Raw genomic sequence first — 20,593 nt, 5'->3', positions numbered from 1 at the left:
ATGAACTACCTGATCCTGAACCGCAGTCCGCTCGCCACCCGGCCCTACCGCGAGTGGATCGGCGAGGGGCACCGGCTCGTCCTCCTCACGGACCCCGCCCGCGCGCTGAGCACCGACGACTCCGTCCGGGCGGAGCAGCTCGCCTCCTTCGACGCGGCGGTCGCGCTCGACGACTTCCACGACAGCGTCACGGTGGAGCGGGAAGCGCTGCGTCTGCACGCCGAGTTCGGCTTCGACGAGATCATCGCGATGTCGGAGTTCGACCTGCTGCGCGCGGCCCGGCTACGGGACCTGCTCGGGCTGCGCGGGCAGTCCGAGGAGAGCGCCACGGCCTTCCGCGACAAGCTGGTGATGAAGGACCTGCTGCGGGACTCCGGTCTGCCGCTCGCGCCGTACGCGGCGGTGTCGGACGCCACCTCCCTGGTCCGCTTCACCCGGGAACACGGCTTCCCCGTCGTGGTCAAGCCACGCCGTGGGGGCGGCTCCATGGGCGTCGAAGTCCTGCGTGACGAGGACGAGCTGTGGGAGTACGCGGCCCGCTTCCACGGCCTCGGCGGAGACGACGAGTCCCCGCTCCTCGTCGAGAGGTACGTCGAACACGAGCTCTTCCACATCGACGGCCTCATGGTCGACGGTGAGATCCGCCTCATGTGGCCGTCCTCCCAGGGCACCACCACCTGCCTCGGCATGCTGGAGGGGCAGATGCTCCACAGCGCCATGCTCGACACCGACGACCCCCGCCTCGACGACCTCCGCAAGCTCACCACCACCGCCCTGGAGACACTCCCCACCCCCGAGACCACGATCTTCCACGCCGAGATCTTCGGCACCCCCCACGGCCTCGTCTTCAACGAGATCGCCTGCCGCATGGCCGGCGGCCGCATCGAAGAACAGATCCGCCTCGGCTTCGGCGTCCACCTGCCCGAGCTGTACGTCCGCGCCCTCACCGGCGGCCCCCTCCCCCGCATCCCCTCCGAACCGGCCAGAATCGGCGGACTCGCCCTCTTCCCACCCCGCCCCGGCCTCCTGCGCGCCGTCCCCGGCGCATGCCGCATCCCCGGCGTCACCGATGTCAGGGTGTCCGCGCGCGCCGGGACCGTGCTGGGTCCGGCGCACACGAGCGTGGAGAACTTCGCCTCGGCTCTGGTGGTGGGCGGGACACGGGCGGAGGCGGTACGGACGATCGGGGAGCTGAGGGCCTGGATCGAGGCGGAGACCGTCATCGAACCGCTGCCGGAGCCGGACACCGCGCCGCCCGGGGACTAAGGCATCGATGTGAAAGGGCCCCTTCCGCTCGTAGGCGGAAGGGGCCCTTTGCCGTGGGTGTTCAGACCCCGGCCGGTACGCGCAGGGAGGCGAAGGTGGTGACGTGGTCGGCGAGGTCGCCGATCCGCCGCCGCGCCGGGGCCTCCGGGCCGCCGGGCGTACCGATGTCCAGGGACCCCAGAAGCCGCTCCTCCGGGGCCAGGCCGAGGAGTTCGTACGCGGCGGGGCTCTCGCACAGCCGGCCGGTACGCCAGATGCTGCCGTACCCGCGCGCGTGGAGCAGCAGCATCAGCCCGTACGCCACGGAGCTGGCGGCGGCCATCTGCTCCCACTCGGGAACCTTGTGGCCGACGGCGGGACGGAACACGAGCGCCGCCATCAGAGGTGCCCGCAGGGTCTTCTCGGCGACGCGGTCGCGCTGCTCCGGCGGCACCTCGCTCGCCAGGCTCGCGCCGAGCGCCTCCCGGTCCTCCCCGCGCAGCAGGATCCAGCGCCACGGCCGGATGTTCCCGTGGTCGGGCGCCGCCGCCGCGCCGCCGAGGAGGTAGGCGAACTCGGCGTCGCCCGGGGCCGGTTCCCGCAGCACGTGCCGGCTGCGACGGGTCAGGACAGCGGTCATGACGTCCATGGTGAGACTCCTTGAATGATCGGTGTCATGGAGAGCCCGGGCCACCGGCGCCCCTCGCGCGCGGCGGTGCCCCCGGGCGGGAGGTCCTCAGGGGTACGGGGGTCAGAGCAGGGTCTCGCCCTCCGCGATGATGACCGCCGGTCCCCGCAGATACGTGGAGTCGGCGGCAAGGATGACCGTGAGCGCTCCGCCGGGCACGCGTACCTCCCACTCGCCGCGGTCCTCGCCCGCGGCGCGCGCGGCGGCGACGGCGGAGGCGACCACGCCGGTCCCGCACGACGACGTCGTGCCCACGCCCCGTTCGTGGACCCGCATCTCGACGGCACGGCGGCCGACCATGCGGATGACCTCGACGTTGACGCCCTCGGGGAACCGTTTCGTGTCCACCTCCGGTGCCACGCTCAGGTCGAACGCGGCCACGGGGTGCTCGACCACGCACGCCAGATGCGGGTTCCCGGTCGCCACGTGCAGGCCGGGCACCCGCCGGTCGCCGATCCCCGCGGTGGAGGTGCCGAGGACCTCGGCGGGCCCCATGTCCGCGGTCACGCTGCCTCGCCGGCCGAGCTCCACAGTCCTGAGCCCGGCCCGGGTCGCGACGTCGAACCGTCCGGGGGCGGCGAGCCCCTGGTCGACCAGATAGCGGGCGAAGACCCGCAGCCCGTTGCCACACATCTCGGCGACACTGCCGTCGGCGTTGCGGTAGTCCATGAACCACTCGGCGTCCTCGCCGCGCACCACGCGCAGCACGCCGTCCGCTCCGATCCCCGTGTACCGGTTGCACAGCGCGGCCACGCGCGCGGGCGGCAGGTCGAGCCGGCCCTCCGGATCGGGAACGATCACGAAGTCGTTCTCGGTTCCGTGTCCTTTTGAAAACTTCACCAATTTCCCCTTACGGGCAGGGCCGGCGCGGGGGCCCGCCACCCGCCGGGGGTGCGGGCCCCCCGGCCGGCGGCGGGACCGGGTCAGCGGACCCCGGCGGGACGGCGTACGGGACGTCCGGACGCGTCCGACACCTCGGACGGGTCCGCGGGCACGACGACGTCCGCACCGGCGACGACGTCCGCACCGGCCACAGCACCCCCGGCCTGCACGCCGTCAACAGCTTTCACGCCGTCCACGGCATCCGCCGCGTCCGCCGCGTCCGCCGGAGGCGCCGTCGGCTCCTCCTCGGAGCGGCCCCGGCGGATCAGGTCGAGCGCCGGCGAGGTCACGGCCGTGGTCAGCAGCGCCATCAGGACGAGGATCGAGAAGAGATCCGGACCGATCACGCCCAGGCTCAATCCGACGTTCAGGACGACCAGTTCCGTGAGCCCCCGGCAGTTCATCAGCGCGCCGATGGACAGCGCGTCGCGCCGGTTCTGGCCCGCGAGGCCGGCCGCGCCCGCGGCGCCGCCCCACTTGGCCAGGACGGCCACCGCGATGACCGCGGCCGCCCACAGCCACTGCCGGGGATCGCTCGCCAGCAGGGTCAGGTCGGTCTTCAGGCCCGTCGTCACGAAGAACAACGGCAGCAGCACCGGCACGGTGAACGCCCGGAGGCGCGCGGCCTGGCGCTCGACGACCCGGCTTCCCCGCGGTGTCACGACGCCGAAGAGGAAGGCGCCGAAGAGGGCGTGCACCCCGATCTCGTCCGTGGCGAACGCGGACAGGCACAGACCGCTGAACAGCACGATGAGCACCAGGCTCTCGGTGTACGCCCGTTCGGCCCGGCGCGCCCACCGGGCGAGGAGCGGACGCACCCCGTAGTACATCGCCAGCGTGAAGGCCAGGGCCGCGAGCGCGGTCGTCACGGCCTCGAAGGGCGAGCTGCTCTGCGCCGCGGCGACCACCACGGCGAGCAGGCACCAGGCGGTGACGTCGTCCACGGCGGCGCAGGCCATCGCGAGCGCGCCCACCCGGGTCCGGTACAGCCCCCGGTCGGTGAGGATCCGGGCAAGGACGGGGAAGGCGGTGATGCTCATCGACACCGCGATGAACATGATGAACTGTGGTTTCCCCACGCCCTCGGGCGCGAAGGAGCCGTACATGCCGAGCGCGAGCAGCGAGCCGAGGACCAGCGGCACGGCGATGCTCGCCTGGCTCACCGCCACCGCGGTCCTGCTGTGGCCGCGCAGCGAGCCGAGGTCGAGTTCGAGACCGACCAGGAACATGAAGGCCAGCAGGCCGAGGTTGCCCAGCACCCCGACGTACGGCAGCACCGATTCGGGGAACAGCCAAGCCTCGGCCTGGGGCCAGAGCCAGCCGAGGAGCGAGGGACCGAGCAGGATGCCGACCGCGATCTCGCCCACCACGGGCGGCTGGCCGATGCGGCGTACCAGCTGGGCGCCGGCCTTGCAGGCCAGGATCACGACGGGCAGGGCGATAAGGATGTCGGGAAGGGGGTCACGTAGGGCACTCGTTGCCATCGGCTCTCCAGGAGAGGAAGGGTCGGGGGATTCGGACGCGGATTCCGGGCGGTCCTGCGGCGGATCCATCGGGTTCGTCGGATTCGGCTCGAACTCGATACGGCGCGAAGGCGAATCGATGCGTTACGCCGCGCGTTGGGCTCGGCTCGGCATCTACTCGACCTCGGCTCGGTCTCGACTCAATGCGACGCCGATGGCATTGCCGTCGCACGGGAGGTTCACGACCGGAAAGGGTTCTCGTCGGGAAATGGGTTCACGACGGAAGGCGGCTCACGACGCGAAGGGGCGTCGCATGCCGAAGGCGGGCGGCCCGTTCGCGAGCCACCCGCCTTTCAGGGTCCGGAAATCCGTCCGTGGCGACGGCACGGGGATCTCCGGTGGTACGGCGGAGGCCGACCGGAGCACCGGTGGCCGTTTCCCCCTGTCCGGACAGGGGGAACGACCGGATTCCGGAACGCTGTTCCCGCACAGGCGCGCGGACGTCGGCCGCGGCGCGCCGTCCGGGGAACGCGGGGCTGCTCCGGATGGCGGGTGCCTCAGACGGCCTCGCGGGCCAGCGTGCGGGCCTCGCGGGTCTCGTCGAAGTAGGAGCTGGCGTACACCTGCTCGCCGTCGACCGAGGCGACCCGCTCGTTGTAGTCGCTGGGGACGGTGTAGTTGAAGACCGCGCGCGGGTAGGCGAGCTGCTCGACGCGGTTCTTGTCGTACTTGGCGTCGACCGCGGAGAACCGCAGCACGTAGGCGAGGCGGGACGGGATCGGCCCGTCGCCCAGCGGGACGCTGCTGTGGAGGACGTACTTGTCGAAGAGCAGGACGTCGCCCGGCTCGAAGGAGTCCTCGACCGCGAAGTGGTCCAGGAGGGACATCATCTCGGGAGAGTTGATCAGGCCGTTCTTCATGGCGCTGAAGTGCTCGTACGTGAGCTCGTGGCCGGCCTCGATCTGGTCCTTGAGGTACTCCGGCACCAGGTTGATCTGCTGGTACACGAACTCACCGGACAGCAGGTCCTTGGAGACGTACTTCATGCCGCCGCGCTGGTCGGCGGGGTCGATGCGGCACAGCGGCGTCCAGACCGTGTAGCCCATGTCCTCGCGGCGCTGGTAGCCGAAGCTCTGGCTGCCGACGTGCCAGGGGGCGCCGGTGCTCTTGTTCTTCTCCAGCTCGAAGCCGAGGCCCTGGGTGAAGAAGACCTGGTGGTCGATGAGCTGGGCCATGATCTCGGCGAAGGCCGGCTCGCCCATCAGCGAGAGAATGGTCGGGTCGTCGTTGCACATGTCGTACTTCAGCCGGCTGAAGCCCGCGCCGTAGTTGTCGGACGGCGCGCTGACCTGCGAGGTGCCCAGCTTCCGCATGTGCTCGATGAGCTCGGGCGTGAAGATGTTCCGGAGCTTCACGAAGCCGTGCTTCTTGAAGTGCTGCACATCTTCTTCAGTGACAGAGAAATTCGGGTTGATCACGTGGAATCCCAGATCGTTGCAAACTGTCGAGACAGCGCACCGCACCATCTCCTGAACATGAGGAATCAACGGGCGCGGAGCTGACTTCTGCGGCGGGAACCGGAAGTCAGCCCCACTGCGAGTCGTCCGTCAGCGCGCTCGTGGCGACGGTCCCGTCCGCAATGCCCCCACCGTTGTTCACGGAGACTCCGAGAGCCACAAGGAAAGTGACTGCGAGCGCTCCGAGAATGCGATGGAGAGTGTTCTTCTTCTGCATTTCGTCCCCCTGAACGGCTGGTCGGCCAACTCGTTTCGGCCCGTGACATGAATCATGCGCCCCGTTCCGCGCCGCACCCAGCGAGATGAAGGATCATGATCCAGCAACGCAGGGATCTGAAGGATGAACAGATGTGTAAAAAATCAGACATAGGGACAGGAACCATTGCTTCCGAAGTCTGCGAAGAGGGCCTGCTCTTCTACTCCGAGGCCTGGGCGGCGACCCCGTCCGCCGAGGAATGTCCTGAATGTCTGCTGACCCTGGGACTCCTCCAGCGGGCGCCCGACGGCACCCTCGTCCCCATCCCTCCGGGGCTCGCGGCCGACACCCTGATGCGCCCCCTGGAAGCGGTCATCGCGGAGAAGCAGCGCACCCTCGCGGCGGCCCGGGCGTCCATCCACCGGGCCGAGGAGATCTACCGCTCCGGCTACCGCACCAGCAGCGCACCGGTCCGCGAGATCATCGGCGCCTCGGTCATCAGCGCGGCCCTGGCATCGGCCGTCGGCTCCGCACAGGAGGAGCTCCTCACGGCACAGCCCGGGGGCGGCCGCCCCCGGGAACTCCTGGAGAAGGCCCTGGCCAGCGATCTGCTCGCGCTCGGCCGCGGGGTACGCCAGCGGACCATCTACCAGCACACCGTCCGCTCCCACGGCCCGACGCTGTCCTACGTCGAGCGGGTCCTGGAGGCCGGCGGTGAAGTCCGTACGCTCAACGAGGTCTTCGACCGGCTCATCGTGATCGACCGGAAGATCGCCTTCATCCCCGACCCCGCCCAGGAACGCCACACGGTCGCCCTCGCCATCGAGCACCCCGGCACGATCCGCTACCTCGTCGGTATCTTCGAGCACGCCTGGGAGCGCGCCACGGCCCTCGCCCACGCCCCCACCGAGCACCGGCCGCCGCTGCTCACCGACGAGACCCGCCGGGCGATCCTCCAGCTGATGGTGAACGGCTACACCGACGAGTCCATCGCCGCCCGCCTGGGCATGAGCACCCGGACCGTGGCGAACCACGTACGCAAGGCCTCGGAGCTCCTGGGCAGCAGGAGCCGCGCCCAACTCGCCTATCTGGTGGGCAGGACGGGGCTCCTCAACGCCGGCCCGGAGGAACCCACCGTCTGACGGTGCCGCCCGGCCTCAGGCGTCCTGCGCACTCTCGACGGCAGGTTCCTCCGCGCCGGCGGGCACGCCCGACGAGGGCAGCAGCTGCGGGATGCCGTCGACGATGGGGTAGCTCCGGCGCAGGCGCGGGTTGTGGAGAGCGTCCCCTCGTTCGTCGAGGAGCAGCGGCCCCTTGTCGAGCGGGCAGGCGAGGATCTTCAGCAGCGGGCTGTCTGGCTTCATGGCCGGGTTCCTTCGGATGTGGGGGTGTTCTCGTCGTGTCGCGGCAGGGTGAGCAGGACCGTCAGGGCGAGCACGGTGCCGCCGAGGCGCAGTAACAGCCGCAACGGGTCGTCGGGCAGCGGCTCGTCGAACGCGATCGTGCCGCTCACGATGGTGAAGACGCAGGTCACCGTCGAGCACACGGGGACGATCAGCGACGCACGGCAGCGCTGCAGGGCGGTCTGCGACAGCACGAGGCCGCTGACCCCTGTGAGCAGCAGGAGGTACGGGTACGGGGAGGCGAGCACCGCGGGCGCTGAGCCCAGGAGGTCGGCGGTGTCCAGATGCCCGGAGACGCCCTTGACCGCGAGCGAGCTGACGCCGTAGATCAGACCGACCGCGACCGCGTAGGCCACTCCGGTGGTCGGCTGCCGGTGGCGCCGGCGGGCGCGCCGCTCCGCGGCGGCGTAGAGCACGAGACCGGCCGCGAGGGTCGGCAGGCTCAGTGCGAGCAGGATGCCCGTGGGAGCCGTACGGCTGATCTCCTCGCTCGTCTCGTACAGCGAGGCCACCACCATCACGAGCGCCAGACCGATGACGGCCACCACACGCCGCTCGTGGCCGGAGGGGCGCTCGCCGAGCACCACCGACGAGAGCACGAGCAGGAGGACGAGACCGGACAGGAACAGGCCCTGCGCGGCGGCGATCGGCAGGGTGCGGTAGACGGCCAGCTGCGCGGCGAACCCCAGCGCGAGCGCCACGGCCCCGCAGATCCACAGGGGCCGGGCGGCGAGCAGGAGGAGGGCCCGGCCCGGCTGGGCGGCACTCAGCGGTGGCATGCCGGCGAGTGCCCGCTTCTCCAGGACGAAGCCGGTGCTGTACAGGACGTTCGCCACAAGCGCCGCGACCACACCCCACACCACGGGTCACACCCTTCTCGCGTGCACGAGGAGGATGGAGGCGAGCGACGGCACCCCGCAGGCCAGCCGGTCCAGGGGACGGAGCGGGCGCGGGACTCCGTGGAACGGCGCACCGGCGACCTTCACCACCTCGAACCCGGACGCCGCCACGAACTCGCGGAGCGCGCGCGCCGTGTACAGCCGCAGATGGCCCACGACCTCGCTGCCCGGTCGGCCGTGGATGCGGCGCAGGCTCACCTCGGAGAACACCGGCTGCACTCCGGCGAGCAGCAGGGCGCGGTTGTACCAGGCGGCGAGGTTCGGCGTCGAGAGCATGAGATGCCCGCCGGGTCGCAGGACCCTGCGCAGTTCGTCGAGGGCGCTGTCCGGGTCGACGAGGTGCTCGACGACCTCACTGAACAGCACGGCGTCGGCGCTTCCGGAGGCGAACGGCAGTCCGCCGCCGGTGAGTTCGCCACGGACGACCTGGCTCAGGCGCGGCGCCGCCCGGCGCAGGGCGTCCTGCGACCAGTCGATCCCCACGACGCGGTGCCCGTCGAGCACACGGGCGGCGATCGCGCCCGCCGAGCCGTCCCCGCAGCCCACGTCGAGCACGGTCGCGGCCGGGCGGCCGGGCCCCACGGGTCCGAGCGCGTCGGCCAGCATCCGGGCCTGCCGCAGGGTCCGGGCCTCCCCGGAGGCGACGGGCACGGCGGGGTTCTCGTAGAAGTCCCGCAGCCCGGGGACGCGCCGGCCGGGCGACGCCACCGCGGCCTCGGACGCCTCACCGGATACGGCCGAGCCGGTGGCTGAGCGAGTCATGAGGGCCTCTTGTGGTTGTCCTGGGTGGAGCGGGTCCCCGCCGTGGTCGTGTCGGGACGCGGTGTGCCGCGGTGGTACGTCCGGTCCGGGCGCTCGGCGACGCCCTTCCGGCTGTTCCCGGCCGAGGCCTCCCCGCCCGCACCCGGCGACGTCCTCCGCAGCGACTCCGCGAACAGGTCCGCCAGTTCCTCGCCGGCCTCGTCGCCGAGCAGCGCCCGCGACCAGCGCAGCGTCACGTGCAGTCGCCCACCCGTGGAAGCCGCCGCCACACTCAGACCGCGCGGCATCCGCGCCGGTGCGGAGAACCACACGGCCGTCGCCCGGCCGGCGTCGCCGAAGTCCAGTGCGTACGGCACGCGTCCGATGTTGGTGACCAGCACCGTCGACGTCCAGGACGCCGCCGCCCGCCGTGCGCCACGGGTGAGCACACCCCGGACACCGACCGGCAGCAGCGGTGCGGTCAGCAGACCCGCCCCGGCGCCCATGGGGGCACCCCGGGCCGACTTCAGCACGCGGGTGCGGCGTGCGGTGAGGCGCAGCAGCCGGGCCACGGCCTCCGGGTCCGGCACGTCCCCGAGCAGCAGCTCCGTGTCGCACGGGTCCTCGGAGGTCATGGCCACCTCGACGAGCCGGGTGCCGTTGCCCATCGGCATCTCCGTGCCGCGCGGACGGTCGTCCACGGGCATCGTGATCCGCACCGGACCGGCCGGCCGCCCGCGCGAGACGTTCCAGCGGCCCACCATCAGGGATGTGGCGACAAGGAGTTGGTCGTTGACGGTCCAGGCCGGCAGGTCCCCGTTCCGCGCCGCACGCACCGGAACGGGCAGGTCCGCCTGCACCATGCCGTTGCCCACGGCGCGGGCGCGTACGGGGCCGGGACGGGAGTCCGGCGCGACCCGTACGGGCCGCGACCGCAGGGTGCGGCCGGTCCCGCTCGCGGCCGGACCCGGGCTCCCCGGCCGGACCCGCCCGGCGACCGGGAGGGCCGCCGTGCCGCCGTACTCCTCTGCGGTCGTGGCGAGCACCCGCAGCCCCGACGGCGCGTCGAGCGCCGTGTGATGCGTCGTCAGGAGCAGCACGGTCCCGGTCCCGGAGGGCGTTTCCGAGGGCTCCGGTCCCGCGGTTCCCCCGTCCACCCGGACGACGTCCAGGCGCATCGGCGGTGACTGGCTGAGCGGCGGGCATTCCGTCAGGGCGCGGGCTCGGGCCCGCGCCAGGGCGTCAGGTCCCGGCGCCGCGAAGTTCACCGGGTCGGTGTCCGGCCGACCGGTCAGCTCCCAGGCGAAGGACCGCCGGTGCCCCCGGTCCGGTACCTCCCGTGCCAGCACCCTGGGGTGGGTGAGCAGCGCCCGCCCGAACGCGGCCCGGAGACGTTCCGGGTCCGGCGTTCCGGGCAGGTGGACCTCGATGTGCACGGTCTCCGGTTCGTCGTCGCTGAGGCAGTGCCGCGACACCTCGTCGACGGTCGGAAAGGGAATCCGTACCCCGCCGGGAGGGGTGGCGGATCCCCTCCCGGCGGCGGTCCGCGGCGCGGTCACGAGGGGCCACCGCCTTCCGGCTGCCAGAGGGGCGTCCCGGCCCGGTGCCCGTCGCCGGTTCCGCGCGGCCTGGCCGTGACCACAGGACCGGCTTCCGGCGCGTCGGAACCGTCGTCGGCTCCGCGCCCGTCGTCGCCTTCCCGCCCGTCGTCGTCCCCGCGCCCGGCGCCCGCGGCCGTCGGCCGTACCGCCGTCACCAGCGCGGCGGACAGGGCCACAAGGGTGAGCACCTGCGCCAGACCACCGAACGCTCCCACCCCGTCGGCGACCGGTTCCCCGGCGCCGAGGGCAGCGACAAGCCCGGCGCCGGCCATCGCCGCCGCCGCTGTCGGCATCAGCACCGCCGGCCGGAACCGCGCCGCCACGGCGAGTACGGGCACGATCAGGGCCAGCGGTCCCGCCGCCACCGCGACGACCGCGGTCAGCGCGAGGGTGCCGAGCAGCATCCCCGGGGCCGCCGGTTCGGGCAGCTCCTCCGCGGCGTCGGCGTCGTCGCGCCGGCGGCCCACGAAGGCCAGGGCGGCCAGGGCGACAAGGGCGAACGCACCGCCGATGAGGGCCGCTCGGTACGACGTGGAGGGCTCGAACTCCATGGTGACCGTGCCGGACGCGCCGGCGGGGATCACCCAGGCCTGCTGCCAGCCGTCGAGGCGCACCGGCTCGAGTTCCGTGCCGTCCAGGGTCGCCTTCCAGCCGTCGTTGGCGTTCTCGTAGGTCCGCAGGTACGCGGCCTCGCCGGCGCCCGCCGACACCGAGACGGTCCGGCTGTCGTCGGCCCACCGGGTGACGGTGGCCTCACGGCCCGCCGCTCCGTCCAGGGCCCGCGGGGTGCCGCGGACCAGCGTGACGTCGGTGATCGTCAGCGGGCCCGCCTCGGCCGCCTCCACCTCGTGGTCGCCTGACGGAAGCTCCAGGGTGCCGTCCTTCTCCTCGCCCGCGCAGAGGGTGACGGTGACGGGGCGCCGCTCGGTGAGGTCCCGGACGAGTCCGGAGGCCTTCGTCTTGTGCAGGACGCCGCCCACGGCCAGGTCCGGGCCCTCGCCGCACGGCAGCGAGAAGCGCGCGGTCGGCTTCGGCCGCGGCACGCGGAGATCGGCCAGTGCGGGAACGTGCACCTCGCTCAGTCCGACGGGCAGCTGCAACTGCGCGTTCGCCACCGGGTTGTGGACGGTGAGCGGAGCGACCCTGGTGATCGTGATGTCGAGCCGGTTCGTCTCGATCGCCGGGAAGTGGACCCGCCCGTTCTCGTCCACGTCGGCCACGGCGGCGCCGTGCGGGGAGCTGATCATCACCTGCTCGGGCCGGGAGGACACGCCGCCCGCCGCCGCGAGGATGATCTCGTCGATCTTCTTCATCCCGGGCCAGCTCAGGTGGACGACCGGCCGGTCGCCCGCGATCCACGCGGTCGTCAGATCGCCGTCGACCAGGTTGCGGGCGCCGAGCGAGGCGCCGTTGCGGCTGATGGAGTCCACGGCGGCGGTCAGCCGGTTCCTGGATCCGGGGGCCGAGCGGTCGAGCAGTTCGTCAAGCGCGCCGCCGGGCACGGCGACGGCTCGCGCCGACACCCGGTACTCGCCCGATTCCTTGGTGCTGAACTGTCGGTGGAGTCCCACCTCGGCCGAGGCGGGCGACAGGCCGCCCGCGTCGGTACCGCGGTGCAGGGAGTACACGGTCGCCGCCGCGTCGGTCTGCTCCGCGTCGGCGGGCAGCACCAGCATGCGCGTCACCTGCACGCCGGGAATCGACACCTCGGAGAAGCCCGCCCCGGAGAGACTGGGGCGCGCCTGCTGCGCGGCGAGGACGGTGATCTTCATCCAGGAGGCCTCGCCGGCGGGGGCCTTGACGGTCTGCGGCTGGCCGTTCGTCTGCAGGGGGCTGTCGGCCGAACCACGGTCGGTCTCGATCCGCACCTGTGTGGGCGCTGCGCGCATGGCGTCGCCGGGCAGGGGCGTCAGCTGGAGTGAGGCCGGGATGTCGGTCGGCCGGGAGAAGTCCACGCGGAGCCACTGTCCGACCGGCCTGCCCGGGCTGCCCTCGGCCCACGCGGTCTCCGGGTTGCCGTCGAAGGCGTTCACCGGGTCGTACTGCGGCAGGTGGAACAGCCAGTTGCCGCTGGTGGAAGCCGTCACGGCCTCGGCGCCGCGCAGCACCGCCGTCGTCTGGTGGTCGGTGCCCTCCGACGGCAGGATCTGCTTCGGCTTCTCGCCCGGGTTCTGCATGCTGCCGGAGTGGTTGCGCTCGTCGGCGGTGTAGGTGTACGAGGTGTTGTTGTTGACCAGACCGAACCGGGTGTCGGCCCTGCGCAGCCCGTCCGCGACCGCCTTCACCGGTGCGACGACGCCCTTGGGCAGCCTGTCCCCTGCCAGTACGGCCGGTCGCCCGGCCATCGAGGCGTCGGCGGACAGCTGGAGCAGCGCCTCGGGTCCGCCGCTGACCACGGCCGTGTCGGCCACGGCCGTGACACCGACCCTGCCGGGCCGCGCGCCCTGGTCCTCCGGCTCGTAGATCTCCACGGCCTGGAGCCGCGGATAGAGGCCCTGCACCTGGAGCGGGGTGTCGGCCGCGATGCGTCCGCCGGTCACCAGCGGGCCGAACCCCGTGACCTTGCGGTAGCCGGACGACTCCAGGGTCCGCTTCACCGTCTGCGGCGGGACGTAGCCGATCTGGTCGGGGTCGAGGTCGTTGCGGACGACCACCTCGTGCATGCCGGCCCGTGCGAGGTACTCCCGCAGGCCCGGTACTTCGGTGCCGGACAGCAGCGCCTGCTCGACGGCATCCGTCATTCGGCGTGCTCCGGGAGTGCCGAAGGGGACGAAGTCCCGCTGCGCCCACGGGGTTTCGGCCAGGACGTCGAAGGGCTGGTCGATGGGGGAACCCCAGGTGTAGATGCCGTGCGCCGTCGCGGGGACGACCAGTGCCCGGCTGTCCGGGGCGTTCTTCTCGAGCCAGCCGGCGGCCTGCTCCCAGTGGGTGGGCAGCTTGGTGAACGCCCCGGGCTGGAGGATCGAGCCGTTGACGTACGGGAGCGCCAGACCGGGCAGGACGAGCACCGCGGCGGTCACGGGCACCCAGCGGCGGCCGCGGAGTGCGCGCGAGCCTCTGCTCTCGGACAGGACGGCTGTCAGGTGGACAAGGCCGAGGGTGAGCGCGAGGGCAAGACCCGGCTGGAACTTGTAGATGTTGCGGAAGGGCTTCAGCGGACCGTTCAGCCAGTCCTGGACGACGCCGTGGAACGGGCCGCCGAAGGCTCCGCCGTATCCGGCCAGCGCGATCAGGACGACGGCCAGGACGGTGAGGAGCAGCCAGCGGCGCTCCGGCAGGTCCCGCCGGGCCAGGCCCGCCAGGCCGAGGGCCGCGGCGAACGCCGAGCCGAGGACGGCGACGACGGAGGTCGCGACGGTCCAGCCGGCCGGCAGCCACGCCTCGCCGAAGTTCAGATAGGCCACCCAGTTGCCGGCGCCTCGCAGCAGCTCGGTCGCGGACATGGTGGCGGTGGTGGTGTCGGCCTGCTCGACGTACGGCATGAAGTTCTCGCCGTACGCGCCGAGCAGGAGCAGCGGCACCACCCACCACACGGTGGCGAGGACGACGCCCGGTATCCACCAGCCGAGCAGCGCGCGCCGGCGCCGGCCGGGCGGGCGGCTCAGGAGGTACAGGCCGACGGGCAGCAGCGCGGCCAGTGTCGAAGCGGCGTTCACGCCGCCCATGAACGGGATGAGGAGGGCCGAGCGGGCGGCGGCCTTCCGGGGGCTGAGCGCCGTGGAGGTCAGCGGCAGCAGCACCCAGGGCAGCAGGGCGCCGGGCAGCGCGGCGGCGGAGGTCGACCCGATGACGATCGTGAAGGTGGGCCAGAGGGCGTAGACCACGGCGCCGAGGACCCGGGTCGCGGGCGTCCCCACGCGCAGCCGCTCGGCGAGGCGGAGCGCGCCCCAGAAGGCGGCGGTCACGATGACCGAGAGCCAGAGCCGTTCGGCCAGCCAGACCGGGACCTGCAGCAGGTCCATGAGCCCGTAGTAGGGCAGGGCCGGGAAGGCGTAGCCGACGTACTGGTTGGCGATGCCGCCGAGGCCGACGTTCCCGTTCCACAGCGAACCGAGATCGCCGAGGAAGCGCCAGGGGTCGAGGGCGACGCCGAGTTTGGTCTCGAACGTCATCTTCCCGGGTGACACCGCGAGGAACGCGGCGAGGACGACGGCCCAGAAGCCGAACAAGAGGCGTCGTCCGCGCGGCTCGCCGGACGCGTCCGACGGCGTCGGGCCGGGCTGCGGCACCCAGGTGGGCGCCTGGACCGTAGTGGTCATGACCGTTCCTCGCTTCGCATGCTCATGGGCTTCGCCTGAGAATCAGCAGCAGATTCCAGGTGGCGATCTCGCGGAGTCCCGGCACCCGGGTGATCGTGCTCGCGAGGAACGGCCAGTAGCGTGACCGCGCCGTCACGACCTGCACGTCGTCGCGACCGCGGACGTGCCGCAGGGTGGGACCGATGTGGACGGGGAAGAGGTTCTCGCCGACCGTGTGCTTGGCCGCGCGGCCGGTGCGCCGTTCGTACCGCGCACGCGCCCGCTCCGCCCCGAGGTAGTGCCACGGCGCGGTCTCGTGACCTCCCCAGGGCGACAGCCAGTTGGTGAACGACAGGTAGATCAGTCCGCCGGGGCGGGTGACCCGTGCCATTTCGCTGATGAACGTCTGCGGGTCCGCCACGTGCTCGAGCACGTTGGACGAGAAGCACACGTCGGCGGCGCCGTCGGCGAGCGGCAGCAGATACCCGTCGGCGAGGACCGCGTCCTCGGTGACGGTGCCACGGGCGCTCAGCTCCCGCGGGTCGGGCTCGAAGAGGTAGCTCTGCGCGCCACGGCGGCGGAACTCCTCGGTGAAGTGGCCGCTGCCGCCGCCGATGTCGACGACGATCTTGCCGGCCAGGTCGACATGGCGTGCGACCTGTGCGACCGAGTCACGGGCCAGCAGGGTGTAGCACCGCTCGGGATCGCGGGGTTCGCTCATGAACGCCCGGAAGAGGGCGGCCGATCGCCTCAGCGAGGGATCCTTGAACGCGCGGTCGGGGAGGTCGGCCGACGGATCCTCGCATCCGCGGCCGGTGATGTCGGTCGGCGGATCCTCGAATCCTGGGTCGGGGATATCGGCCGACGGATCCTTGAGGCCGCGGTCGGTGGTCTCAGCCACGGCCGTCCCTTACGCGTCCCGGGGTCGCGGCGCGGGCCGCGGCCTCGGCGGCGACCGCCCGGAACTGACGGACCGTCGCGCTCCAGCGGAAGCGCTCGGCCCGCTGGGCGGCCGCGCGCCCCATGGCCGCGCGCCGGTCGGCACTGAGGGACAGGGTGCACCAGGCCGCGGCGAACGAACTCTCGCCCCGGGCGAGCACCCCGGTCCTCCCGTCCTCGATGGAGTCACGCAGGCCGGGTATGTCGAATCCGATCGCGGGGGTGGCCCGCGCGGCCGCCTCGGTGACGACGAGCCCCCAGCCCTCGACGAGGGAGGGGTGCAGCAGCAGCCAGGCCTCGCACATCAGCCGGTGCTTCTCGGCCTCCGACACCCGGCCGGCGAACGTCACGGCGGGGCCTGCCATGGCTTCGAGCCGTTCCCTTTCGGGTCCGTCGCCCACGATGACGAGCCGGCCGCCGGTGACGGGGCGGACCCGCTCCCACAGGCGGAGGAGCAGGTCGACGCGCTTGTACTCGACCAGTCGGCCGACGGCCAGGAACAGCGGTTCCTTCGCCTCGGGCAGCAGGGGCCCGGGGTCTTCGACGCCGTTGTTGACGATCCGGATGCGGTCCGCGGCCACGCCGATGTCGCGCAGCTCGGAGGCGGTCGACTCGGAGACGGCCACCATCAGGTTGTCCCGGTGGATGCCGGTCAGTGCCCAGTGCTCCAGTCTTCGTCCGAGGCGCGCCGCCGGGCCCGGGTAGCGCATCTGCCAGAGATCCGTGTGTACGTGGTTGACCAGGCACAACGTCGCTCCGCGGTGCCACAGCGGCGCCAGGTACGGCATGCCGTTGCACACCTCGACCAGCAGGTCGCAGCTGCCGACCTCGCGGGCGAAGGTCGCCCTGGCGCGTGGGAAGTGACTCGCGTCGCCCCCGGCGGAGACCACCCGGTAGTCGCGTGTGGCGGCCGGGCCGCCGCAGAGGAGTGTGACCTCGTGGCCGTCGGCGGTCAGACCGTCGGCTATCCGGTCGATGAGCAGTTCTGAGCCGCCTGCGGCCTCGTTGGCCAGGTCGCGACGGGCGAGGAAGGTGATGCGACGCGGCGCGGGCGCCCCGAAGGGCGCGACGTGCGGGTCATGGGCGAGCGGGTCGGTGACGTGGCTGCCGGTGCGGGCTTGCGCGGGGACGGAACGGGAGTCCTTCTGGCCCGGGGCCAGAGCGGACGAGCGCTGGGGCATAGAGGTGCTCCAACTCGGCGGCTGCGGGTGGGTGACGCATGAGGGTGTGCCGGGCTTCCGGGGATGAAGCGCTGGGCTGGCTCGTACTGCGGGTGGGTCGGGCACTGCGGGGTGCCGCGGTGGCGGGCTGCCGGGGTGGCAGCCGACCAGGCGGGAAACACGGGCCTTACCGCGGGGTAACATCAGTCTTCGTTCAAGGATTCGTTCCGGCTACTCACCCGGATGACAATTTCGGGACTTTGGGCGACCCCGTATTCCTCACTCTGTTGAGTGTTCGGTCCGCCGGGAGCGGCGGATCAGCAGTACGGCGCCGGCGACGGCGAGCAGACCGCCCGCGAGGCCGCCCCAGAGCGGCGCGACCTCGCCGAGCAGCTTCAGCCGGCCGCTGTCCTCGGAGGCCAGCTCGACCTGCTCGCGCCGGGTCTCCTCGGTGAACTCCAGCCCCTCGCTGGCCAGCAGGGTGACCGCGTCCTTCGGTGAACCCGGGGCGCGCAGCGTCTTCTTGGGCGCGATCAGGGCGTTCATGATCCGCCCCGTGCGCTGGTCCACGGTCAGCTCGATCCGCGCGTTGGAGTACCACTCCTCGGCCAGCACCTGGCCGGGCTTCGAACTGCCCACCAGGACGCCGGGCACCAGCCGGGTGCCGGTCGGGGTGGCCTCGACGCTGCCGGTGAACCGGTAGCCCTCACGCCCCTCGACCCTGGTGACCTCCTGGAACTCCAGCGGCACGGTGGCACCCAGGGTGCTGTCCCACCAGGAGTAGCCGCGCTTCTCGACGTCGAACGGGAACTTCAGATAGGCCTCGCCCTCGAACGCGGGCTTCTCGTCGCAGCAACGCACCGGCAGGTTCGTCCGGCGGTCGGTCACCCAGCGCTCGGTGGTCCACTGCAGGGATTTCCGCGGGTCGCGCAGCTCCCGGGTCTTCGGCGTGTCGATCTGGGTCGACACGTCCCAGATGGCGTTTCCGCTGCGCTCACCGGCCGCGACGTCGCCCAGGACCCGGCGGGTGATCGTGATCGTCTGGCCGTCCACCGTGGAGACGGACCCGGTGTCGAAGTAGCTGCCCTGACCGGTGAAGACCGTCGTGGAGTCCACATCGGTCGGTGTCCGCTTGGCGCGCGGCTCCACGTACCAGACAAGCAGCTGGGTGAGCACCAGCAGGAAGACTCCGAAACCCAGCAGGACCAGGGACAAAGGCGAAATTGAGCGACGCATGTGGGTACTCCGATACGGGCGCGACGTGCGGGGGCTCGTGGGCCGTGTGGGAAGAGGGCACACACACGGGGTGCAGCCTGTCCGGGGGCCAGAAGGGATACCCGGCAGTAACAGTGACTGTGGACCGCGAAATTAGGCGGCCCTTGACCATCTGTCAATGCGCCTCCCATACTGGCCGCGCCGGACCGGGCCGGCGCGCTGGGTGACAGACCTCGATCAACGAGAGGCCGATCATCCTCATGTCCAGACTGCTCGCCGCCGTCCTGACCTGCGCCGCCGCCGCCCTCCTGGCCGCAGGCGCCGCCTTCGGAATCGTCACCGCTCTCGACGCCACACCCGAGCCGCAGAATGTGCCGCTCGTCACGTTCCCCCCACCGCCCACGGACGGCACGTCCGGCACGGCGGGCTCCGGAGCGGGCTAGGTTGGACATGCAGGCCGCAGCCCGAACGTGCAGGGACCGGACACCCAGGAGCGGTGCGGTGGAAGCGTCGTCAGCGTGGCACGACGTGCCACGGGAACGTGTTCAGCAGTTCGCCGACCGTGCCCTGGAGCAGGTGCCCGAACTGGCACAGGACATCCTCGCCGCGATCCGGCGGGAGTATCCGGGCCTGGTGCTGCTCCCCGACGAGTCCGGAGAGCTGAAGGCCCTGGTCGCGATCCGGCACGCGCTCGAGCTCTTCGTGGAACAGATGGCCACGGGCTCGCCCCGGCCGCCCGCCCTCCCGGAGCTCTTCCGGGACTTCGGCCGCGGCGAGGTCTCACAGGGGCGCAGCCTGGACTCCCTGCAGGGGATCTACCGGCTGGGCGTACGCCTCTCCTGGCGGCGTATGGCGGAGATCGGCCAGCAGGTCGACATCCCGCCCTCGGCCATGTACGAACTCGCCGCGTCCGCGTTCGAGTACCTCGACGTGATGGTGGCCCAGTCGGTACGCGGCTACGCCGAGGCCGTCGCCCGCCAGGCCGGGGAGCGGCTGCGCCTCCAGCGTCTCCTCGTCGACCTCCTGCTCACCGAGCACCGCTCGGATCCGACCGCCCTGCTCGCCGACCGCGCGGGTGACCTGGGCTGGCAGCTGCCCGGGAAGGTGGCGGTGGCGGTGCTGCTCCGCCCCGCCCAGGAGGCCGTCGCCCCCGCCGTCGCCGAGGAGATGCTGCTCGACATGGAGGGCGCCCAGCCGCGCCTGGTCGTACCGGAGCCGGACGCCCCCGGACGCGCCGAGCTGCTGCACCGGGCGGTGGCCGGCTGGTCAGGGGCGATCGGCCCCTCGGTTCCCCTGGCGGAGGCCGCCACGTCCCTGCGCTGGGCGGAGGCCGCCGTCCGGATGATCGAGCAGGGACTGCTGCCGCGAGGACGGCTCCTGCACTGCGGCGAGCACGTCGAAGCCCTGGTGCTGCTGCCGGCGGGTGAGCTGATCGACGATCTCGCGCGGCGGCGCCTTGCCCGCCTCGACGAGGCCGGCGGCCCGGCGCACGCCCACCGGCTCGCCGAGACCCTGCTCGCCTGGCTGGAGACACGGGGCGGCGCCCCCGAGGTGGCCGCCCGGCTCGGAGTCCACCCGCAGACCGTGCGCTACCGCCTGAGACGGCTCCGTGAGCTGTGGGGCGACGACCTGGACGACCCGGACCGCCGCTTCGAACTGGAACTGGCGCTCCGTACCCGACGCCTGCGCGGAGACCTCGTCCCACCGCCCGACTGACCCGGTCGCGGGAGCCCAGGGCGGTGTCTCAGACGTGGTTGACCGGGAGGACGTCCGGGGAGAGGACGCCCGCGTGGGCGGAGGCCGAGGTCATGCGCCGGCGGTGGTGGCGGCGGCAGAGGACCTCGTAGCCGATCTCCTCGGCCGGGCGGTTCACGTCGCCGACGACGACCTGCTCGCCCTCGACGACCATCTCGCCGCCGACCGTACGGGCGTTGTGGGTGGCGCGGGCGCCGCACCAGCACAACGCCTCGACCTGGAGCTGCTCGATCCGGTCCGCCAGCTCGATCAGCCGCTGCGAGCCGGGAAACAGCTTCGTACGGAAATCCGTCGTGATGCCGAAGGCGAAGACGTCGAGCCCGAGGTCGTCGACGACCCGCGCCAGCTGGTCGATCTGCTCCGGCGCGAGGAACTGCGCCTCGTCGACGATCACGTAGTCGGCCTTGCCGCCCTGCGAGAGCTGCGCGACGAGGTACGCGTAGACGTCCATGTCCTCCGGCGCCTCGACCGCCTCCGTCACCAGGCCGAGCCGGGAGGACAGCTTGCCCTCGCCCGCCCGGTCGTCACGGGTGAAGATCACGCCCTGGAGCCCCCGCGCGTCTCGGTTGTGGGCGATCTGGAGCGCCAGGGTGCTCTTCCCGCAGTCCATGGTTCCGGAGAAGAAGACCAGCTCGGGCATGACGGGTCGGG

The 20,593-nt window shown here is 72.1% G+C and carries 17 protein-coding genes; 4 read left to right on the top strand and 13 right to left on the bottom strand.

The window, feature by feature from the left end; all coding sequences use genetic code 11:
- Positions 1-1,266 (top strand): ATP-grasp domain-containing protein, encoded by a 1,266-nt coding sequence (locus ACZ4VK_RS27910; protein WP_468357626.1) that lies wholly within the window; start codon positions 1-3, stop codon positions 1,264-1,266.
- A 61-nt stretch (positions 1,267-1,327) separates the two neighbouring features.
- Here ACZ4VK_RS27910 and ACZ4VK_RS27905 read toward each other — a convergent pair whose 3' ends face one another.
- The 4 genes from ACZ4VK_RS27905 to ACZ4VK_RS27890 all read right to left on the bottom strand — a co-directional run bounded on the left by ACZ4VK_RS27905 (position 1,328) and on the right by ACZ4VK_RS27890 (position 5,720).
- Complete coding sequence (locus tag ACZ4VK_RS27905) at positions 1,328-1,885, bottom strand: nitroreductase family protein (protein ID WP_468357623.1); 558 nt, start codon at positions 1,883-1,885, stop codon at positions 1,328-1,330.
- Between the two features lie 111 nt (positions 1,886-1,996).
- Positions 1,997-2,773 carry a diaminopimelate epimerase gene (gene dapF / locus ACZ4VK_RS27900; RefSeq protein ID WP_468357620.1) on the bottom strand — a complete coding sequence of 259 codons (777 nt, stop codon included), beginning with the start codon at positions 2,771-2,773 and terminating at the stop codon, positions 1,997-1,999.
- A gap of 83 nt (positions 2,774-2,856) precedes the next feature.
- The gene (locus ACZ4VK_RS27895) at positions 2,857-4,299 is read right to left on the bottom strand and encodes a cation:proton antiporter (protein ID WP_468357617.1); all 1,443 of its coding nucleotides are present in this window, start codon (positions 4,297-4,299) and stop codon (positions 2,857-2,859) included.
- Positions 4,300-4,835: 536 nt separating this feature from the next.
- A complete protein-coding gene (locus ACZ4VK_RS27890; protein ID WP_468357614.1) occupies positions 4,836-5,720 on the bottom strand; it encodes a phytanoyl-CoA dioxygenase family protein in 885 nt (294 codons plus the stop codon).
- A 423-nt stretch (positions 5,721-6,143) separates the two neighbouring features.
- Here ACZ4VK_RS27890 and ACZ4VK_RS27885 point away from each other — a divergent pair, with 423 nt between their 5' ends.
- A complete protein-coding gene (locus tag ACZ4VK_RS27885) occupies positions 6,144-7,133 on the top strand; it encodes a LuxR C-terminal-related transcriptional regulator (RefSeq protein WP_468357611.1) in 990 nt (329 codons plus the stop codon).
- A 15-nt stretch (positions 7,134-7,148) separates the two neighbouring features.
- Here ACZ4VK_RS27885 and ACZ4VK_RS27880 read toward each other — a convergent pair whose 3' ends face one another.
- The 8 genes from ACZ4VK_RS27880 to pgfA all read right to left on the bottom strand — a co-directional run bounded on the left by ACZ4VK_RS27880 (position 7,149) and on the right by pgfA (position 18,208).
- Positions 7,149-7,355 (bottom strand): Trm112 family protein, encoded by a 207-nt coding sequence (locus ACZ4VK_RS27880; protein WP_468357608.1) that lies wholly within the window; start codon positions 7,353-7,355, stop codon positions 7,149-7,151.
- Positions 7,352-8,257, bottom strand: a complete 906-nt coding sequence (locus ACZ4VK_RS27875; RefSeq protein ID WP_468357605.1) for a DMT family transporter — start codon at positions 8,255-8,257, stop codon at positions 7,352-7,354. The genes ACZ4VK_RS27880 and ACZ4VK_RS27875 overlap by 4 nt, the downstream gene beginning before the upstream one ends.
- A gap of 3 nt (positions 8,258-8,260) precedes the next feature.
- Positions 8,261-9,055, bottom strand: coding sequence for a class I SAM-dependent methyltransferase (locus ACZ4VK_RS27870; RefSeq protein WP_468357602.1), 795 nt, complete (start codon positions 9,053-9,055; stop codon positions 8,261-8,263).
- Positions 9,052-10,593, bottom strand: a complete 1,542-nt coding sequence (locus tag ACZ4VK_RS27865) for a condensation protein (RefSeq protein ID WP_468357599.1) — start codon at positions 10,591-10,593, stop codon at positions 9,052-9,054. The genes ACZ4VK_RS27870 and ACZ4VK_RS27865 overlap by 4 nt, the downstream gene beginning before the upstream one ends.
- On the bottom strand, positions 10,590-14,894 hold the full coding sequence (locus tag ACZ4VK_RS27860) for an alpha-(1->3)-arabinofuranosyltransferase domain-containing protein (protein WP_468357596.1): 4,305 nt from the start codon (positions 14,892-14,894) through the stop codon (positions 10,590-10,592). The genes ACZ4VK_RS27865 and ACZ4VK_RS27860 overlap by 4 nt, the downstream gene beginning before the upstream one ends.
- A gap of 22 nt (positions 14,895-14,916) precedes the next feature.
- Positions 14,917-15,594 (bottom strand): class I SAM-dependent methyltransferase, encoded by a 678-nt coding sequence (locus tag ACZ4VK_RS27855; protein ID WP_468358024.1) that lies wholly within the window; start codon positions 15,592-15,594, stop codon positions 14,917-14,919.
- A gap of 172 nt (positions 15,595-15,766) precedes the next feature.
- A complete protein-coding gene (locus ACZ4VK_RS27850; protein WP_468357593.1) occupies positions 15,767-16,993 on the bottom strand; it encodes a glycosyltransferase family 4 protein in 1,227 nt (408 codons plus the stop codon).
- A 258-nt stretch (positions 16,994-17,251) separates the two neighbouring features.
- A complete protein-coding gene (gene pgfA / locus ACZ4VK_RS27845) occupies positions 17,252-18,208 on the bottom strand; it encodes a cell envelope lipid trafficking protein PgfA (RefSeq protein WP_468357590.1) in 957 nt (318 codons plus the stop codon).
- A gap of 239 nt (positions 18,209-18,447) precedes the next feature.
- On the opposite strand from pgfA, the gene ACZ4VK_RS27840 reads away from it, so the two are divergent.
- Together ACZ4VK_RS27840 and ACZ4VK_RS27835 are read left to right on the top strand one after the other, a co-directional pair.
- Positions 18,448-18,630 carry a hypothetical protein gene (locus ACZ4VK_RS27840; RefSeq protein ID WP_468357587.1) on the top strand — a complete coding sequence of 61 codons (183 nt, stop codon included), beginning with the start codon at positions 18,448-18,450 and terminating at the stop codon, positions 18,628-18,630.
- A 7-nt stretch (positions 18,631-18,637) separates the two neighbouring features.
- Positions 18,638-19,903 carry a PucR-like N-terminal domain-containing protein gene (locus ACZ4VK_RS27835; protein ID WP_468357584.1) on the top strand — a complete coding sequence of 422 codons (1,266 nt, stop codon included), beginning with the start codon at positions 18,638-18,640 and terminating at the stop codon, positions 19,901-19,903.
- A 28-nt stretch (positions 19,904-19,931) separates the two neighbouring features.
- Here the strand turns inward: ACZ4VK_RS27835 and ACZ4VK_RS27830 are convergent, their stop codons facing one another.
- A complete protein-coding gene (locus ACZ4VK_RS27830) occupies positions 19,932-20,582 on the bottom strand; it encodes a thymidine kinase (RefSeq protein WP_468357581.1) in 651 nt (216 codons plus the stop codon).
- Positions 20,583-20,593 lie beyond the last annotated feature (11 nt).

Source organism: Streptomyces sp. NPDC028711 (assembly GCF_055565415.1).
The sequence above is the reverse complement of the archived record's forward strand: the minus strand, read 5'-3'. Positions and strand labels throughout refer to the sequence as shown.

Excerpts from the sequence above, each read along its gene's own strand:
- ACZ4VK_RS27910 (WP_468357626.1), top strand. The coding sequence starts at position 1 with ATGAACTACCTGATCCTGAACCGCAGTCCGCTCGCCACCCGGCCCTAC.
- ACZ4VK_RS27905 (WP_468357623.1), bottom strand. The coding sequence starts at position 1,885 with ATGACCGCTGTCCTGACCCGTCGCAGCCGGCACGTGCTGCGGGAACCG.
- ACZ4VK_RS27895 (WP_468357617.1), bottom strand. The coding sequence starts at position 4,299 with ATGGCAACGAGTGCCCTACGTGACCCCCTTCCCGACATCCTTATCGCC.
- ACZ4VK_RS27885 (WP_468357611.1), top strand. The coding sequence starts at position 6,144 with ATGTGTAAAAAATCAGACATAGGGACAGGAACCATTGCTTCCGAAGTC.
- ACZ4VK_RS27880 (WP_468357608.1), bottom strand. The coding sequence starts at position 7,355 with ATGAAGCCAGACAGCCCGCTGCTGAAGATCCTCGCCTGCCCGCTCGAC.
- ACZ4VK_RS27870 (WP_468357602.1), bottom strand. The coding sequence starts at position 9,055 with ATGACTCGCTCAGCCACCGGCTCGGCCGTATCCGGTGAGGCGTCCGAG.
- ACZ4VK_RS27860 (WP_468357596.1), bottom strand. The coding sequence starts at position 14,894 with ATGACCACTACGGTCCAGGCGCCCACCTGGGTGCCGCAGCCCGGCCCG.
- ACZ4VK_RS27855 (WP_468358024.1), bottom strand. The coding sequence starts at position 15,594 with ATGAGCGAACCCCGCGATCCCGAGCGGTGCTACACCCTGCTGGCCCGT.
- ACZ4VK_RS27850 (WP_468357593.1), bottom strand. The coding sequence starts at position 16,993 with ATGCCCCAGCGCTCGTCCGCTCTGGCCCCGGGCCAGAAGGACTCCCGT.
- pgfA (WP_468357590.1), bottom strand. The coding sequence starts at position 18,208 with ATGCGTCGCTCAATTTCGCCTTTGTCCCTGGTCCTGCTGGGTTTCGGA.
- ACZ4VK_RS27840 (WP_468357587.1), top strand. The coding sequence starts at position 18,448 with ATGTCCAGACTGCTCGCCGCCGTCCTGACCTGCGCCGCCGCCGCCCTC.
- ACZ4VK_RS27835 (WP_468357584.1), top strand. The coding sequence starts at position 18,638 with ATGCAGGCCGCAGCCCGAACGTGCAGGGACCGGACACCCAGGAGCGGT.
- ACZ4VK_RS27830 (WP_468357581.1), bottom strand. The coding sequence starts at position 20,582 with ATGCCCGAGCTGGTCTTCTTCTCCGGAACCATGGACTGCGGGAAGAGC.